General features: G+C 51.1%; 17 protein-coding genes and 1 tRNA gene. 7 read left to right on the top strand and 11 right to left on the bottom strand.

Translation table 11 applies throughout. The features are described from left to right. Positions 1–437: 437 nt before the first annotated feature. Complete coding sequence (locus LN341_RS13360) at positions 438–1,478, top strand: porin (RefSeq protein ID WP_234203558.1); 1,041 nt, start codon at positions 438–440, stop codon at positions 1,476–1,478. 204 nt (positions 1,479–1,682) lie between these two features. On the opposite strand, the gene LN341_RS13355 is transcribed toward LN341_RS13360, so the two are convergent. From LN341_RS13355 to LN341_RS13340, 4 genes are all read right to left on the bottom strand, one after another. After that, a complete protein-coding gene (locus LN341_RS13355) occupies positions 1,683–2,819 on the bottom strand; it encodes an AI-2E family transporter (RefSeq protein WP_234203557.1) in 1,137 nt (378 codons plus the stop codon). Between the two features lie 252 nt (positions 2,820–3,071). Further along, the gene (locus tag LN341_RS13350; protein ID WP_234203556.1) at positions 3,072–3,731 is read right to left on the bottom strand and encodes a helix-turn-helix transcriptional regulator; all 660 of its coding nucleotides are present in this window, start codon (positions 3,729–3,731) and stop codon (positions 3,072–3,074) included. 59 nt (positions 3,732–3,790) lie between these two features. Then, positions 3,791–4,174 (bottom strand): amino acid-binding protein, encoded by a 384-nt coding sequence (locus LN341_RS13345; protein WP_234203555.1) that lies wholly within the window; start codon positions 4,172–4,174, stop codon positions 3,791–3,793. 22 nt (positions 4,175–4,196) lie between these two features. Then, positions 4,197–4,502, bottom strand: coding sequence for an antibiotic biosynthesis monooxygenase (locus LN341_RS13340; RefSeq protein WP_234203554.1), 306 nt, complete (start codon positions 4,500–4,502; stop codon positions 4,197–4,199). 210 nt (positions 4,503–4,712) lie between these two features. Here LN341_RS13340 and LN341_RS13335 point away from each other — a divergent pair, with 210 nt between their 5' ends. Together LN341_RS13335 and LN341_RS13330 are read left to right on the top strand one after the other, a co-directional pair. Next, on the top strand, positions 4,713–5,669 hold the full coding sequence (locus LN341_RS13335) for a hypothetical protein (RefSeq protein ID WP_234203553.1): 957 nt from the start codon (positions 4,713–4,715) through the stop codon (positions 5,667–5,669). Then, complete coding sequence (locus LN341_RS13330; RefSeq protein WP_234203552.1) at positions 5,666–6,229, top strand: hypothetical protein; 564 nt, start codon at positions 5,666–5,668, stop codon at positions 6,227–6,229. Before LN341_RS13335 ends, LN341_RS13330 begins: the two co-directional genes overlap by 4 nt. A gap of 598 nt (positions 6,230–6,827) precedes the next feature. Here the strand turns inward: LN341_RS13330 and LN341_RS13325 are convergent. The 5 genes from LN341_RS13325 to rpsU form a co-directional block, all read right to left on the bottom strand. Further along, positions 6,828–6,903 (bottom strand) — tRNA-Ile (locus LN341_RS13325). A 195-nt stretch (positions 6,904–7,098) separates the two neighbouring features. After that, positions 7,099–8,943, bottom strand: coding sequence for an RNA polymerase sigma factor RpoD (rpoD, locus tag LN341_RS13320; protein WP_046222370.1), 1,845 nt, complete (start codon positions 8,941–8,943; stop codon positions 7,099–7,101). Between the two features lie 92 nt (positions 8,944–9,035). Next, positions 9,036–10,793, bottom strand: a complete 1,758-nt coding sequence (gene dnaG, locus LN341_RS13315) for a DNA primase (RefSeq protein WP_234203551.1) — start codon at positions 10,791–10,793, stop codon at positions 9,036–9,038. 95 nt (positions 10,794–10,888) lie between these two features. After that, the gene (locus LN341_RS13310; RefSeq protein ID WP_046222372.1) at positions 10,889–11,332 is read right to left on the bottom strand and encodes a GatB/YqeY domain-containing protein; all 444 of its coding nucleotides are present in this window, start codon (positions 11,330–11,332) and stop codon (positions 10,889–10,891) included. Between the two features lie 24 nt (positions 11,333–11,356). Beyond that, positions 11,357–11,572 (bottom strand): 30S ribosomal protein S21, encoded by a 216-nt coding sequence (rpsU, locus tag LN341_RS13305; protein ID WP_002537656.1) that lies wholly within the window; start codon positions 11,570–11,572, stop codon positions 11,357–11,359. Between the two features lie 214 nt (positions 11,573–11,786). Here rpsU and tsaD point away from each other — a divergent pair, with 214 nt between their 5' ends. Beyond that, positions 11,787–12,803, top strand: a complete 1,017-nt coding sequence (gene tsaD / locus LN341_RS13300) for a tRNA (adenosine(37)-N6)-threonylcarbamoyltransferase complex transferase subunit TsaD (protein ID WP_046222373.1) — start codon at positions 11,787–11,789, stop codon at positions 12,801–12,803. Positions 12,804–12,860: 57 nt separating this feature from the next. On the opposite strand, the gene plsY is transcribed toward tsaD, so the two are convergent. Continuing rightward, positions 12,861–13,469, bottom strand: a complete 609-nt coding sequence (gene plsY, locus LN341_RS13295) for a glycerol-3-phosphate 1-O-acyltransferase PlsY (RefSeq protein WP_046222374.1) — start codon at positions 13,467–13,469, stop codon at positions 12,861–12,863. Between the two features lie 292 nt (positions 13,470–13,761). Between plsY and folB the strand changes: the two genes are divergently transcribed. The 3 genes from folB to LN341_RS13280 all read left to right on the top strand — a co-directional run bounded on the left by folB (position 13,762) and on the right by LN341_RS13280 (position 15,500). Continuing rightward, positions 13,762–14,118, top strand: a complete 357-nt coding sequence (gene folB, locus LN341_RS13290; RefSeq protein WP_046222375.1) for a dihydroneopterin aldolase — start codon at positions 13,762–13,764, stop codon at positions 14,116–14,118. Beyond that, a complete protein-coding gene (gene folK, locus LN341_RS13285) occupies positions 14,111–14,602 on the top strand; it encodes a 2-amino-4-hydroxy-6-hydroxymethyldihydropteridine diphosphokinase (protein ID WP_046222376.1) in 492 nt (163 codons plus the stop codon). The genes folB and folK overlap by 8 nt, the downstream gene beginning before the upstream one ends. 91 nt (positions 14,603–14,693) lie before the next feature. Continuing rightward, positions 14,694–15,500, top strand: a complete 807-nt coding sequence (locus LN341_RS13280) for an undecaprenyl-diphosphate phosphatase (RefSeq protein ID WP_234203550.1) — start codon at positions 14,694–14,696, stop codon at positions 15,498–15,500. 85 nt (positions 15,501–15,585) lie between these two features. Here the strand turns inward: LN341_RS13280 and LN341_RS13275 are convergent, their stop codons facing one another. Beyond that, the gene (locus tag LN341_RS13275) at positions 15,586–16,806 is read right to left on the bottom strand and encodes a multifunctional CCA addition/repair protein (RefSeq protein ID WP_234203549.1); all 1,221 of its coding nucleotides are present in this window, start codon (positions 16,804–16,806) and stop codon (positions 15,586–15,588) included. Positions 16,807–16,898: the final 92 nt, after the last annotated feature.

Raw genomic sequence — 16,898 nt, 5'->3', positions numbered from 1 at the left:
CCAGTCCGTTCAAACATGCCGGACTGGAATTGTTGAACACTCGTCTATGGGCGGTCTCCAGCCTGCCACGACTCACGCTTTTGCGTCTAACCCCCACATACGTAACACACTTCTCACGCGAAAAGCACAAAAAAGCCATCATGATGGGTCCATCATCTCTCCGCGCTGCCTGACAGATGTCACGCCAGTATGCGGCTGATATCCACTCCAACTCATTTGTTAGGGCACAGGTTCATTCATGCGCTCAAAGCATACTTACAACCTGTATTTGCCACGAATGGGATATAACACAAGTTTTGAACAAATTTGTTGTCGTTATTTTATGTGTTTATGTCATTCCTTAACTACGCTTTCAATGCTCGTTTCAAATGTTCACATTTTTGTCATAACGCTGTGTATCGGCGCATAAGAACACAACAAAAGATGGAAAGATGATTATGGATAAAAAGCACTTGGCAATAGCAGTGGCAGCTGCATTTTATGGATCTCAGGCAGTCGCGGTTGAGTTATACAATGAAGGCGACACAACGTTCTCCGTCGGTGGTCATGTTTCTGTGGGTCTTGGCGGCTCTGAACAGGGCGAAACGGAAGTACAGCAGGTTTCTCCGCGTATCAATATCAATGCGACACAGGATATCGGTAACGGCTACACCGCCGATGCAAAAGGTGAATGGGCCCTGAACTACCTGGAAGGCGGTGAAGAAACCTTCACCACGCGTCTGGGTTATATTGGGGTCTCACACAATACTTACGGTCGCACTGTCGTTGGTACCCAATGGTCGCCATACTACGACGGCGCAGGGATTGCCGATTTACCGATCGCGTTTGCGAACGACTTCCTGTACGACGATCAGGGTCCGCTGGGCACGGCCCGTGCCGAGCGCATGATCTCCTACCGTAACAGCCTCAACTTAAATGATGCCGGTGAGCTGATGTTTGGCCTGGGCTGGCAGGGCACAACATCTGGTGAAGTTCTAACATTAGGGCCATTAGCTGTCGGGGATGTTACTTCGCTAGAAGCAGAATATGATGATCGTTTCCAGATTCTATTGCATTACGACATCATGGGCTTTGGTCTGAACTATTCATACAACACGGGTGATGTTCAGGCGGGGACTTTCGATGAAACTGCGACCTCACACATGTTCAGTGCCAATTACGGCACTTACGGCAGTGGCCTGTATGTCGCTGTGGTCTATGCGATGAACGAATACATGAACCTGGGTCTGGAAGAGTCGGTGGCGATTGAAGGTCTACTGGCGTACGCACTTCCGAATAGTCTGAATTTGAGTGTGAACTACGAATCAGTTGAGGACGATAAGAATAACAACACTATCTTCAGCCAGATGGCGCTGCAGGCAGAATATAACTTCACGTCTTCTTTCGTCGGCTTCGGGGGTTACCAGTTCGACCTCGGTAACGATATTGACGAACCTGAAGATGATAAGTGGATTATCGGTATGCGTTACTACCTGTAATCGTAATACTGTAATCTCAATCAATACGGCGCTGCGGGGCAACCTGCAGCGCTTTTTTTGTATGTAGATCAATGTGGCGCTTCGCTGCCAACTTGCCGGGATTCACTGCACCGCGAACATGCTTACCTTTGGCTGTCACTGCGACTGCTCTGTCCCGGTCTTTTTCAGCGTCATTATTTTTTCTCAGCGTAATACAGACACGCTTTATGTATCAGATGTTTCTGAACGCGTGGCGTCTTGCTGAACGGAAATATTGGCCTCTGTTGCTTCCTGCTTCTCTAACTTGATCCAAAAGACAAATAGTTCATACCAAATCGCCAGAATGACTGCGCCGAGAAACAGGCCGGTCATGCCGTAGTACATCATCCCGCCAATGGCACCAATCAGGATGATGGGCATAGGGACAGCGACCCCGCGGCCCATCAACATCGGTTTGAGCACGTTGTCGGCCAGCGAACCAATCACAACCCAGACGGTAAACAGTGTGGCCGTGGTGGCGTCTTGGGTGAGGTACATGTAGATGATCACGGGCAGCACGGCTATCAGCGCGGGCAACTGCGCGATACATAAAATCATCAGGATCAAGGTCAGCAGGCCTGCCGCCGGAACGCCAAACACAAAGAAGCCGGCACCGATCAGCAGCGCCTGAATGGCCGCCACACCGACAACGCCAATCAAGACACTCTTGATGGTTGCGGCAATCAGTGATGTCCAGTGCGCGGCGTTGGTACCTGCGGCACGCACAACCACTGTCTTTAACGAGGCGGTAATCTTTTCTGAATAAGTCATAAAACCGGCGGCAATCACCAGCGAGAGGATGAAGATCAGCATGTCGCCCAACGCACCACCCAGCACACCCACGAAAGCGGACAGGGCTGATTTGACTTGCGGCAGGAAGGTTTGAATGGCTTTTTCCAGATTACTGGCAAACAAACCCCACATGTCGAACAGCTTCTCGCCAATCACCGGAATCTCTGCAATCCTGCTGTCTGGCCCGGGCAGACTCACCTGCCCCTGTTGCAAGGTGTCCAGCACATGCATCGACGCGTGGTAGACGGAAACCGAGATCATCACTAACGGCGTCACTAACAGCACAATTCCCAACAAGGCAACGGTTGTGGCCGCCAATCCCCGGCGATTGCCATACCAGCGCTGGATTCTCAGCGTCAGTGGCATCAGCGCAACAGCGATAATCGCCCCCCAAATCACAGGGATGATAAACGGCCTGATGATGTCGTACGTGAACATCAGCAGCACCAGCAGCAAGCCGATACGGATCGCTGATTCCACCATATTGCCGATGAATACTTTGCTTTGATGCTGTTCCGGTTGTTTATCCATCTTGCTTCCTGATTTTTAGTCTGAGTGCTGATAGGGGTGGGGGGGCTATGTTGTTTACAGTGTCTGTAATGTTCCTGCTCACGATAGTGTCATCAAAATTCGAAAGCAGCACATATCAAAATCAGGCTCAGGCAGATGATAAACATCAGTACTGTAAACGGTATAAGTTCAGACTAGATCTGATACTTTCATTTGAAAAGAATAGAGAATTTTAAAAGAAGAAAGCCGGAGTCTGCGCGGCATTTTGCGTGTTCAATTTGGAGCTTTAGCCAAGTCAAAATACTGGTTGAAAGCATTCCACCCTTTTTCAGTCACTGTAACTTCTCTGTATCCCGGTACTTTTTCAATCCATCCGCGCTGCTCAAAGCATTGGAAAAGTGCCGCCCCGGCATGGCCGCCAAGGTGAAATTTCCGCTCACTCCAGTCTAAACACGCACTGCATTTTTTACGCTTGGTCTTTGCATCGAGCATGACCCCTAATTGACTGAATTGCGCCTTACCTAAAGGAGTGAGCTCACTGCCGTCGCGGGTGATCCATGCATTCACGACAAGGTAATCGTAAATACCGACGGCGATTTCGCCTGCAAGATGGTCATAGCAGGTTCTTGCCCGTTGTAATTCGGCCGGCACCCGTGTTTTTGGCGACTGAACCGTGCCAAATGAAACCCCCATCATATTTTCAAGCAGTGAGGCAATACTGGCACTGTAGAGGCGAAAATAACGGTGGCGACCTTGCGATAAACAAGTCACGAGATTGGCTTTTAGTAACCGGGACAGATGCGCACTGGTGGTGGATGGGGCGATATCGGATACCGCGCTTAATTCAGTGGCCGTCCAGGCGCGGCCATCCATCAGGGCACAAAGAATTTTCATCCGTGACGCATCAGACAGAGCAGCCGCAAGGGCTGCCATGGATAATTCCTGTTGAAATTCTTCGTGTTCCTGCGGGACTTGCGGGTGAGGCTTCACAATCAGACCATCCAGTGTCGGGTTACTTTTTCTGCAACCTTATAGTCATCAGTGATGAGGATCAAACGGTTTGCGTGGTCGCTGTATTGAGTAATGATGTTGATGCCGTTGTCGGCCAGGACTCTGGCAATGGCGCCTAATTCGCCCGGCTGTTCCTGCCTGAGTTTCCGAATCAGCGGCCTGCAGATATTGATGACCTCAAAACCCTGCTCGGTAAGTACCGCTCTGGCTTTTTCGCCATCTTCCACCAAAAAGTGGGCGTGACTTTGCTGGTTGACGGAAAAGACGCCGCCACCTTCTAAGCCAATATGATTCGCACCGAGTGTTTCGCCTAATCGCGCAAGCTCTCCCGGCAGATTTTTTAGAACGACATGAATGTCATGCATCGCGATAGCTTCCTTGTTTAGCTTACTGGGATGATGAATATTCTCTGATCAGGCTGAGTACCTGAATCTGATATAAAGAGAAAATGGACCCCTTTCCTTCCTGCTGAGCGGATCTGTGCAGCATGTTGTCCTTCCATTGCAAGATGGCCTCCTCGTTTTCCCACCATGACAGCGAGAGAAATTTCTCTGGATGGGTCATGCTTTGAAAGCGCTCCACAGAAATAAACCCTTCTGCATGGCTCAGCAGCGGCTTTAACTGTTCAGCCAGTTCGAAGTAGCGATCTTGTTTTTCAGGGACGGCTGTCGCTTCAAAAAGAACCGCGATCATTGTCTTATCCTTATGAATGTCAGTGTGTCGGTCTCAATATAGCGAGTTGAAAAAAGGATACTTCGATGATGGGCGAAATGTGGTGTTCATAGATAGATGGGCTGGGGGATAGAGCCATTTCCGTAACTCTAATTATGCGTGCAAGTAATTAGGGTGAGGTTTACAATATGTTATCGAATAGCTGGATGTTCATTTAGAGTATTGATATATATGCAAAATCATGACGAGCGAGTAATAAAGCACTATAGATTTTCTTTAGAAGAAAGCACTAAGGTTGAAGGGGTTGAATTTAAGAAAACTATAAACCTTGACGAGGCTATGACAGCCCTTAAGAGTGATGCTGGAAAGTTTGTCGAGTATGGTCGTGATGAAAAAAGAGCATGCTTTACTCTAAAGGAAATAGTTGAGAAGAAAAATGGTTGGGAAGTTCTGATTAATGTTGTAAGGACGGGAGTGAAGGCTCCGGTGAAGAACAAAATCGATGGTACCAATCAGCAGCTTATAGCTCTTGATAGTGAAAATGGTCTGGAGAAATCCGCGCATGTGTATATTAAGAAAACCAAGTCTAACCTAAGACTTGGAAACTTGACTTTGCTTGAGCAGGTTGAAGGGTTGTCAGTTCGAGCTATTGAAAGGGTTTTGAATGCTCTATTGCGTAGCAATGCTGATTTATCGAGTCGAACTAAGCCAAGTCCAGCCGCTCCCGATTCAAAGAAGCAGTATAAATGCAAATACAAATTAAAGGTTGAGGCTGTTGTCTCTGATGATATGTTTAAGGAAATAGCAAGGGGCAATTTAATCAACACAACAGTTGTTACGCATGATACTGACAGTATTAGTGAATATGATGCTCAACGCGATCCTGAGGTTAAAAAGAGTATCATTCAAATGGAGTCTATTGACTCGACTGATTCCGGCGCCATAAAGAATTTTGCTGAAAAAATTAGAAAGTTTGCACGTAAAGTTGGCGGGGCATATTACAAGCTTGAGTATAGCGACGCGTCAGGGGCAACACATACGGCTACACTTAGCTCTGACACGGGTAATTTATTAGATGGCTCCATGTTTGTATACAAGAAGAAAATTATAGACTTACGAAGTGCCAATAAAGATGCGTATCCATCTATCAATCAAGAAATCATGAAAAAAATGAAAGAGTGCATATGACGAAAGTAGATATAGTTGGTATTGGTCGTCAGTTATTCTCCCCGCTATTTTACCTTACACGCTTTGAACACAAAGCTAAGGCTTGGTATGACATCTGGTATCCGCTACTTTTTACTGTATTGACAGTTATCTTTCTATTTTTTTTGGTAGATAATTCTAAAATACCAAGTCTGATTAAAGATATAAATGGGTTTTTGGGGAATCTTCCGGGTTTTTTTATTGCTGCGTTGGCTGCAATCGCTACTTTTGGGAATTCAAGAATAGATGAAGAGGTAGGAGGCGTAAGAGTTAGGCTGAAAGATAGTTCTGGAGAACTAAAGCCGTTTCCGGTTAGTCGGAGAAGGTTCTTATCTTCTATGTTCTCTTACCTTACCGGTATCAGCTTTTTTATTGTTATTGGGGCGCACATAGCATTGCGGATACAGTTGAGCAATCCGGTTCTTGAAAAGTCCCTGAATTGGACAGGCTTTTTTGTTTTCTTCTTTTTTGTGTGGCAGCTGGTTTTAACCTCTTTTTTGGGATTGTATTACCTAGGAGAGCGTCTTCACGAATCAGATTAACATCTTACATTCCCTACCCTTCTAAAATCCTAGATCGCTGGGTCGGTCACACCAGACTGGCCCAATCACTACTGCCCAGCCCTTACAGCACCTGACTCTCAGCCCATACTTTTTCCACTGATTTATTGTCGTTGTCGTCGTTCCTGTCCGGGTCCGGTCTTTTGCTGCGATTTTAGGCGGTTTGCCGTCGTCGTCGACGACAAAATCACATCTGAATTTCCGCTAAGTTCATCACTATTAACCCAGCAAAGTCTCACTAAAGATTCATTGCAGATTGCTCCCAGTATCAGCTCTGGCTAACGAATTACCGTTGCCAGTATGAATACCAACCTGATGTTTAACCGCTGGAATCTCTCCTGAGAGTAAGCTGTTAGATAAGGGGCAGGATATTGAACGACGTAAATCATAATCCACAGACAGATAAGCGTGGCTATTTAATACAGGGATGCAATTTCAGAAATGGTGCCCGATCGCATCTAACGGATAGATTTCGATAAAGCAGGCGAAAAGAAGAGTGACCGGAAGGAAAGACGGACCGGATATCGACCGGCCAAAACGAAAAAAGGCTTATGGATTTCTCCATAAGCCTTCTGGAATCTGGTGGCCCCTCCCAGACTTGAACTGGGGACCAAGCGATTATGAGTCGCCTGCTCTAACCACTGAGCTAAGGGGCCAAATGTGCCACCGATTATATGGGATGGGTGGGGTATTGTCTACCTGCTAAGGGACGACTTTTGTTTGTTTCTTAGGCAGTTAAATGCAGGGCAAGCCCTTGCGTGGCAAGGGGTGTGAGCGGGGTCGCATGTGCGTCGGGCAAAGAAAAAGCGGGCTGTTGAGCCCGCTTTTTGGTGTGGTGTTAGGTGAGTGGCTTACTCGTCCAGGAAGCTGCGCAGCACGTCGGAACGGCTTGGGTGGCGCAGTTTACGCAGGGCTTTGGCTTCGATCTGACGGATACGCTCACGGGTTACGTCAAACTGTTTGCCCACTTCTTCCAGTGTATGGTCGGTATTCATGTCGATACCAAAACGCATCCGCAGAACCTTGGCTTCACGCGGCGTCAGGCCAGCCAGGACTTCGTTGGTGGCCGCACGCAGGTTGGTTGCCGTGGCAGAATCCATTGGCAGCTGCAGCGTGGTATCTTCAATGAAATCACCCAGATGTGAATCTTCATCATCACCGATTGGGGTTTCCATTGAGATTGGCTCTTTGGCAATCTTCAGCACTTTACGGATCTTGTCTTCCGGCATTTGCATGCGTTCAGCCAGTTCTTCCGGCAGTGGTTCACGGCCCATCTCCTGAAGCATCTGACGAGAGATACGGTTCAGTTTGTTGATGGTTTCAATCATGTGCACAGGGATACGAATCGTCCGTGCCTGGTCGGCGATTGAACGGGTGATTGCCTGACGGATCCACCAGGTGGCGTACGTCGAGAACTTGTAACCACGACGGTATTCAAACTTATCGACCGCTTTCATCAGACCGATGTTCCCTTCCTGGATCAGATCCAGGAATTGCAGGCCACGGTTGGTGTATTTCTTAGCAATCGAAATCACCAGACGCAGGTTGGCCTCAACCATTTCTTTCTTGGCGCGGCGTGCTTTGGCTTCACCAATCGACATACGGCGGCTGATGTCTTTGATACGCTCAATTGACAGGCCGGTTTCATCTTCCAGGATGCGCAGCTTCAGCGAGGCACGACGCAGATCTTCTTCGTAGTTTTTCAGGCGCTCGGCATACGGTTTGCCTGAGTTCAGTGCTTCATCGATCCACGCAGAAGAAGATTCATTACCGCTGAACAGCTGGACGAAGGTCTTCTTCGGCATTTTGCTGTTGTCGACACACATGCGCATGATCAGGCGCTCATTGGTACGCACCTTATCCATGGAATCACGCAGTGAGCTGACCAGACGGTCAAACTGTTTCGGGATCAGACGGAACTGTTTGAACACTTCAGACAGCTCAGCAATCGCGACTTCAGTCTCCGGGTGATGGCGGCCATTGGTGCTGATGGCTTTGGCCATATTTTCGTAAGAGACACGCAGTTCTTTGAACTTCTCACGTGCCACTTCCGGATCGATGCTGCCGTCGTCTTCTTCGGTGTCTGAATCGTCGTCATCGTCTTCAAGATCTTTGTCTTCATCTTCAAGATCGGTTTCACTTAACTCAGAACCGATGTGTGTCGCCGTTGGCGCAGACGTCTCTTCTTCGTTCGGATCCACAAAGCCTGAAATGATATCAGTCAGACGCAGTTCTTCTGCTTCTACTTTGTCAAACTGCTCAAGCAGATGAGAGATAGCTGACGGGTACTCAGCAACAGAACACTGAACCTGATTGATACCATCTTCGATGCGTTTCGCGATGTCGATTTCGCCTTCGCGGGTCAACAGCTCAACTGTACCCATTTCGCGCATGTACATACGAACCGGGTCCGTGGTACGGCCGATTTCGCTTTCTACGCTCGATAATGCCTGCGCCGCCGCTTCAATGGCGTCTTCATCGGCATTATCTTCAGTCATCATGAGTTCATCGGCATCAGGGGCGGTTTCCACCACCTTAATACCCATGTCGTTGATCATCTGAATAATGTCTTCAACCTGATCAGAGTCAACAATGTCTTCTGGCAGGTGGTCATTAACTTCGGCATAGGTCAGATAACCTTGCTCTTTGCCTTTGGCAACAAGCAACTTTAGCTGTGACTGCGGATTTTGCTCCATAGACGATATCCAACTTAGGGTCTGAGTGAGAAAAAAGGATGCAGAAATGCAAACCAGTAATTATAACAAATGTCAGAATTGTTGACTACTTTTTAGACGGGGCGATTTAACAGCAATAGCTGAAGCTCCCGCTTCTCTTCGACTGATAAGCCGACGGTGTTCGATTTAGCCTGCAACTTCTCAATTTGTTGTGTGACGCATTGATCGATAACTTTATCCATCGCGTCAAAAAATACAGTATGTAAACTGTCTTCATCGCTGCCGAGCGGTATGTCCCAGCTGGCCAAACGGGCCATCATTGAGGCTTGCTCGGTCTCACGCCAATCTTCAAGCAACTGTCCAGTTGTGATATTGGGATGAAGTCGACATTTATCAACTATTGTCAGTAATAATTTTAAGCCAGCCAGCTCTGTGCCGGCGAAATCCTGGGTGTTTAAGCCCAATTCATTGGCAAAGCCCGGGTTTTGCAGCAGCAGCGCAATTGCGATGCGCATCGGCGTACGTTTAATCGCGGGCTGAGCCGTTCTGACCGGCTTGTTGTCTCCGTGTTCGCTGATCAGCTGTTTGAGCTGTTCTTCATCAGGAAGACCGAGTTTTTGTCCTAAAACTTTCCGTAAGTATAGTCTCAGGGTGCCGCCCGGCACTTTATCAATCAGCGGCACCGCCAGGGTGCTGAGCTTGGCTTTGCCTTCCCGGCTGCTGGTGTCCACTTGCTGCAGCAGGGTGGTGAACAGGAAATCAGACAGGGTCATCGCCTGGGTGATCGCCTGCTCGAACGCTTCTTTACCGTACTGGCGCACATAACTGTCCGGGTCTTCGCCATCGGGCAGGAACATGAATTTCAGTTGGCGGCCGTCACTGAGATACGGCAGCGCCTGTTCCATCGCCCGCCAGGCGGCATCACGACCGGCGCGGTCGCCGTCATAACAGCACACCACGGTACCGGTTTGCCGGAACAGGGTCTGAATGTGCTCCCCTGTGGTCGAGGTGCCCAGCGAGGCGACGGCATAGTCGACGCCGTATTGCGCCAGGGCGACCACGTCCATATAACCTTCGACGACCAGAACACGTTCTGGTTCCCGGTAAGTTTGCATCACCTGATACAAACCGTAGAGCTCGCGGCCTTTGTGAAAAATCGGTGTTTCCGGTGAGTTGAGATACTTAGGCGTGCCTTCACCCAGTACCCGGCCACCAAATCCGATCACCCGGCCGCGGCGGTCGTGGATCGGAAACATAATCCGGCCACGGAAACGGTCATAGCGTCGGCCTTGTTCGTTTTCGATCAGCATGCCGGCGCTGACTAAATCTTGCTGCGCGTGTTCATTGCGGCCAAAACGGCTGCGCACCAGATCCCATTGATCAGGCACATAGCCGATGCCGAACTGTTTGACGATCTCGCCCGACAGCCCGCGGCCTTTCAGGTAATTAATGGCGACCTGCGCATCGTTCTGACGCAACAGCGACTGATAATATTGGGCGACCTGACCCATGAGGTCATAAAGGCTTTGTTTTTCCTGTCGCTTGGCGGCGCTCTGGCCGCTGCTGTCTTGTTCGCGCGGAATTTCAAGGCCCAGCTGTGATGCCAGTTCTTCAACAGCATCGACAAAGTCCAGCCGGTCGAACTCCATCACAAAATCAAGCACGTTGCCTTTCGCACCGCACCCAAAGCAATAGTAGAACTGTTTGTCGGGACTGACAGAAAAAGACGGGGTTTTCTCATTGTGGAAAGGGCAGCAGGCACCGTAGTTCTTGCCTTGCTTTTTGAGTTTCACCCGCGCATCAATTACATCGACTATGTCATGCCGTGAGATGAGGTCATCGATGAATGAACGAGGGATCTTTCCTGCCATACAATGAGTGTTACCTGAAATTAACTGGGAAGAGATACAAACAAGCCGCGCATTCCCGAGAGGATAGCACGGCTTGCTGTAGAGTTGGGGCAGTTTTAGCCGAGTTTGGCTTTGACCAGTTGGCTAACTTTCCCCATATCGGCGCGGCCCTGCAGCTGTGGTTTGAGCACAGCCATCAGTTTACCCATGTCCTGCATTGAACTGGCACCCGTGCTGGCGATTGCATCTTCCAGCAGAGCGGCAACTTCGTCGTCGCTCAGCGGCTGAGGCATAAATTCTTCCAGTACGGTAATTTCAGCAAGCTCGACATCGGCCAGATCCTGACGGCCTGCAGCTTCATACTGAGCCACAGAGTCACGACGCTGTTTTACCATTTTCGTCAGTACTGCCACGATGTCGTCGTCGGTCAGAGTGATCTTCTCGTCGACTTCACGTTGTTTGATGGCAGCAAGAACAAGACGGATAGCACCCAGGCGAGCTTTATCCTTCGCCTTCATGGCTGCTTTTTGTTCGTTCTTAATACTTTCGATCAGGGCCATTACGCTGTCCTTGTTCTCTGTAAATTAGTACAGACGAACGCGACGTGCGTTTTCGCGAGCCAATTTTTTCAGGTGACGCTTAACTGCCGCTGCTTTAGCGCGCTTACGTACAGTTGTTGGCTTTTCGAAGTGCTCACGACGGCGAACTTCAGAAAGGATACCTGCTTTTTCGCAAGAGCGCTTAAAACGACGTAGAGCTACGTCGAACGGTTCGTTTTCACGTACTTTGACTACTGGCATGTAATACTCACCTCAGAGTGATTCGATTAACGCTGATGATCAAAATTATCAGCTGATTAAAAATGGTGCGAAATTCTAATCTGATCCGGGGTCATTTGTAAAGCATTCTGCAAGTCAGAACTGGTGAAATTCTGTCAACAGCGGTAACATGCCCCTCCGACGTTCCGCACCGGCTTCGGCTTTCAGTGTGTAAGTATATAAGATAGAGGTTGATATGCGTATCCTGGGCATCGAAACGTCCTGTGATGAAACAGGCGTGGCGATTTACGATGATGAGAAAGGCCTGCTGGCTCATGAGTTGTACAGCCAAGTGAAGCTGCATGCCGATTATGGTGGTGTCGTACCTGAGCTGGCCTCACGGGATCATGTCAAAAAAACCATCCCGCTGATTAAGCAGGCGCTGGCCGATGCCGGTTTAACCCCGGCGGATCTGGATGGCGTGGCTTATACCGCCGGACCGGGCCTGGTCGGCGCTTTGTTAGTGGGCGCGACCATAGGCCGCAGTCTGGCCTATGCCTGGAACCTGCCTGCGGTGGCGGTGCATCATATGGAAGGCCATTTGCTGGCGCCGATGCTGGAAGACAACCCACCTGAATTTCCGTTTGTGGCGCTGCTGGTCTCCGGCGGTCATACCATGATGGTGGAAGTGAAGGGTATTGGAGAATACCGGATTCTGGGCGAGTCGATTGACGATGCTGCCGGCGAAGCCTTTGATAAAACCGCCAAACTGATGGGGCTGGATTATCCCGGCGGGCCGCTGTTATCAAAACTGGCCGATCAAGGCACGGCTGGGCGCTTTACCTTCCCGCGTCCGATGACGGACCGTCCGGGGATGGATTTCAGCTTCTCCGGCCTGAAAACCTTTGCCGCCAATACGATTCGTGGCAACGAGGATGATGAGCAGACCCGGGCTGACATTGCTTATGCGTTTCAGGAAGCCGTGGTCGACACGCTGGCGATTAAATGTAAGCGTGCCCTGAAAGAAACCGGATTCAAGCGTCTGGTGATTGCGGGCGGGGTGAGTGCCAACAAGCACCTGCGTGCTGAGCTGGCTGCCCTGATGGAAAAACTGGGCGGTGAAGTCTTTTATCCGCGAACTGAGTTCTGTACCGATAACGGCGCCATGATTGCTTATGCGGGCATGCAGCGCCTGAAAAATCAGGAAATCATGGATCTGAGTGTCAAAGCCCATCCGCGCTGGCCGATTGATACCCTCAAGCCCCTGCGCTGAGGCGGCGTACGCCGGTCAGGCCAAGAGCACCAGATAACACTGAACCGCCAGGACGAATCAGGGTTTCGACTGGCGGTTAAATTTATGCCAGATTTTATATTCTTTGCCATCCAGCAAGCGGCGGACATTCTCGTGATGGCGCAGGATGATCAGGCACGACAGCATCGCCACCGGCATGGTGTACTGAGGTTTCACCCACCAGGTAAACATGGGCGCAATCAGTGCGGTGATCATGGATGCCAGGGAAGAATAGCCGCACAGTACCGCGACCACCAGCCAGGTTGCAATCAGCATTCCGCTTAAATCCCAGCCAATCGGTGCCAGCGCACCCAGGGCCGTTGCCACGCCTTTCCCGCCACGAAAGTGGAAAAACAGCGGGTAAATATGGCCCAGACAGGCGGCAATACCAATGATCCCCAGTAAAAAGGGATTAATGCCCAGAAAATAGCTGACCCAGACCGGCAGCATGCCTTTGAGGATATCGCACACCAGCACCAGTGCCGCGGCACCCCGGCCGCCGATACGCAGGACATTGGTTGCCCCGGGATTGCCTGAACCGCTGTCTCTGGGATCGGGCAGGCGGAACAGGCGGCAAATCAATACCGCACTGGAAACTGAGCCCAGCAGGTAAGCAGCGATAATGATCAGCAGCACCAATGGTGTCATAGCATCTCCAGTTTACCCCTGACGTAGATGTCATAGGGAGTGGGTGTTGATGAGCCCGTACGCCTTAGCCTTTTAGGGTGTGATGTAAGTGGTAAAAATGTGCTTTTTCGGCACCCACGTCTGATGACATTATGCATAACAGCTGTGGTATAGTGCATCCACTTTCAGGCGTCTGGCGTGTTTGAAACGCTGGGAACCTGTTTTCTGTCATCAAAATGATGAACTCGTCCCGATAATACGCACTTTTGCTCACATTGGGTATCCGACCTCTACACAAAATTAGCGATGGAACATGGATTCAGTATTTATCGAACATCTTGACGTTATCGCCTCTATCGGGGTGTATGACTGGGAGCAGGAAATTAAGCAGAAACTGGTGCTGGACCTGGAAATGGCCCATGACAATCAGCCCGCAGCGCTGGCCGATGATGTGTCACTGGCACTCGATTACGCCGCTGTCAGTCAGACGGTGACCGAGTTTGTCGAACAGGGCCGCTTTCTGCTGGTTGAGCGGGTGGCAGAGGAAGTTGCCAGCCTGATCATGACGCGCTTCAATGTCCCCTGGATCAAAGTGACAGTGACCAAACCCGGCGCAGTGCCGAATGCGCGCGGTGTCGGTGTGGTGATTCAGCGGGGACGCCGTGACTGAGGTTTACATCAGCATCGGCAGTAATATTGACCGTGAGCACTATGTACGTGCGGCGGTGGCTGAGCTGAAACAGTTAGGTGACCGGTACCGTGTCTCCCGTATTTTTGAAGCGGAGCCGGTTGGCTTTGACGGCCCCGGCTTTTTCAACTGTGTGGTGGCACTGGAGACTGATTTGTCGCTGGATGCCCTGCAGCAGCGGCTGAAAGCCCTGGAAGTGCAGTACGGCCGGCAGCCGGATGCCGTGAAAAACCAGAACAGAACACTGGATCTGGATTTGTTGCTGTTCGGTGATCAGGTTCGCTCTGAAGCCCCGGCGCTGCCCCGTACCGATATCTACAAGTTTGCTTTCGTCTTGTTGCCGCTCTATGAGCTGGACCCGCAGCTGGTGATCCCGGGCGATGGACGCACAGTGGCGCAAATCTGGCAGGCATTTGACAAACCGCAGGTGCTGAGGCCGGTTGCGCTGAATGTTGACACAGTTTGACAGCAATCCACTGAACTGTCTGGGAAATCAGGGGTCAACCTCCTGGCGATACACTTTCCCGTATTTGTTTTCGAAGAGTTAAAGGTAAACCATGAGTCATTTTGAAGCGTTCATGTTGGCATTGATCCAGGGGCTGACTGAATTTTTGCCGATCTCCAGCTCGGCGCATCTGATCCTGCCGTCGCAGGTTTTTGGCTGGCAAGATCAGGGCTTGGCTTTTGATGTGGCCGTGCATGTGGGGACGCTGGCGGCGGTTGTGATGTATTTTCGTAGCGAAGTGGTGTCTTTGCTGTCGGCCTGGCTGGCGTCTATCTTCAAAGGTCACCGCTGCCGTGAAGCTTCTCTGGCCTGGATGATCGTACTGGCGACGATTCCGGCCTGTGTCTTCGGCTTCTTTATGGCCGATATTGTCGAGTTGTACTTGCGCTCTGCCTGGGTGATTGCCATCACCACGATCGTGTTTGGTTTGCTGTTGTGGTGGGTGGATCGCCGTGCGAGCCAGACCCGCGATGAGTATGATGCCAATGCCAAGCGCTCACTGTTTATCGGTCTGGCGCAGGCGGCGGCCATGATCCCCGGGACGTCACGTTCCGGAGCAACCATGACGGCTGCGCTGTATCTCGGCTTTACCCGCGAAGCGGCAGCGCGTTTTTCGTTTCTGATGTCGATCCCGATTATCCTGCTGGCCGGAACCTATCTGGGCACCAAGCTGGTGGAGAGCAGTGCCCCGATCGATTTTGGCGGCTTAGGCATTGGTCTGGCGGTGTCGTTCATCAGTGCTTATGCCTGTATCCATGTCTTTCTGAAGCTGGTGACGCGGGTTGGCATGTTGCCGTTTGTGATTTACCGGCTGGTCCTGGGCTTCGGCCTGATCGCACTGCTGTTGAGCCAGCAGTAATTCAGCCAGAGCGAAATGAAAGGAAGCCGGACTTTGCTCCGGCTTTTTTGTGCGCTGAGATGATGCACAGAGATTCAGCGCTTTTTTAACGCCCCAGTACCTGTGCCGCCGCCTCGGTTCGCCGGATAGCCAGTTGTTCCTTGATGGCTGCGCCCTGATAACCCGCCTCGATGATGGGTTTGACCTCGACGCGCTGGACAGCGCGAAAGACATCCTGAAGAATATCGGCCTGCGGATAGGGATCGTCTTCAAATCCGGTCCGGCCGCGAATGTCAGCCCGGCAACAAATAGCCAGCTGTTCAACACGCTCCGGTTTTCGCCAGGCGTCTATCTGATCAAAGAGTCTGATAAAGGTGGCGGGGCGCATCTCTTGTGCACGGTGCACTTTGGTGTGCTGCGCACAGACCATCAGCGCGGTATCACGGTAATGGTTCGGCACTCTCAGGCGCTGGCATAAGGTACGGATCACATCCATCCCCAGCTGGCAGTGCAGCTTATGGCTGGGCAGATCTGCTTTGGGTGACAAGGCTTTCCCCAGATCATGCACCTGGGCACAGAAACGGATCACCGGATCGTCACTTAGCAAGGCCGCCTGATAGGACACCATCAGGGTGTGGATACCGGTATCGATTTCCGGGTGCCACTTCTCGGGCTGCGGAACGCCAAACAGCGCGTCGATCTCCGGCATCACAACGCCCAGCGCGCCGCACTGGCGCAGCACGGTCAGGAAGATATCCGGGCGCTCGGTATGCAGGGCGCGCTCCCATTCCTGCCACACCCGTTCGGGCGTCAGGGCTTCCAGTTCACCGTCTGCGACCATTTCCTGCATCAGCGCCAGCGTTTCCGGTGCAACGGTGAAGCCTTGGGGCGCAAAACGGGCCGCGAAGCGGGCAACCCGTAAGACTCGCAGCGGATCTTCCACAAATGCCTGTGAGACATGGCGCAGCTGGCGTTTCTCAATATCCTGCTGACCCTGATACGGATCGAACAGTGTACCGTCCTGCGCCTCGGCGATGGCGTTGATGGTCAGATCCCGCCGCATCAAATCCTGTTCCAGCGTGACATCCGGGGCGGCATAGCATTCAAAGCCGGTATAGCCTTTGCCCGATTTTCGTTCGGTGCGGGCCAGAGCGTATTCTTCTTTGGTTTTGGGGTGCAAAAAGACAGGAAAATCGCTACCGACCTGGCTGAACCCCTGATCCAGCATGTGCTGAGGTGTGGTACCGACGACCACCCAGTCTTTGTCTTTCACGGGCAATCCCAGCAGCTTGTCCCTCACTGCGCCGCCAACCAGATAAATATCCACCTTTACTCCTCGTCTTTTGTCAGTCTTGCCCCCGAAGGGTATACAATCGGTGTCACGAACGCTAATGTATCTCAGTTATTTTACTTCATCCC

This window comes from Photobacterium sp. TLY01, from assembly GCF_021432065.1.
Classification (GTDB): domain Bacteria; phylum Pseudomonadota; class Gammaproteobacteria; order Enterobacterales; family Vibrionaceae; genus Photobacterium; species Photobacterium halotolerans_A.
The sequence above is the reverse complement of the archived record's forward strand: the minus strand, read 5'-3'. Positions and strand labels throughout refer to the sequence as shown.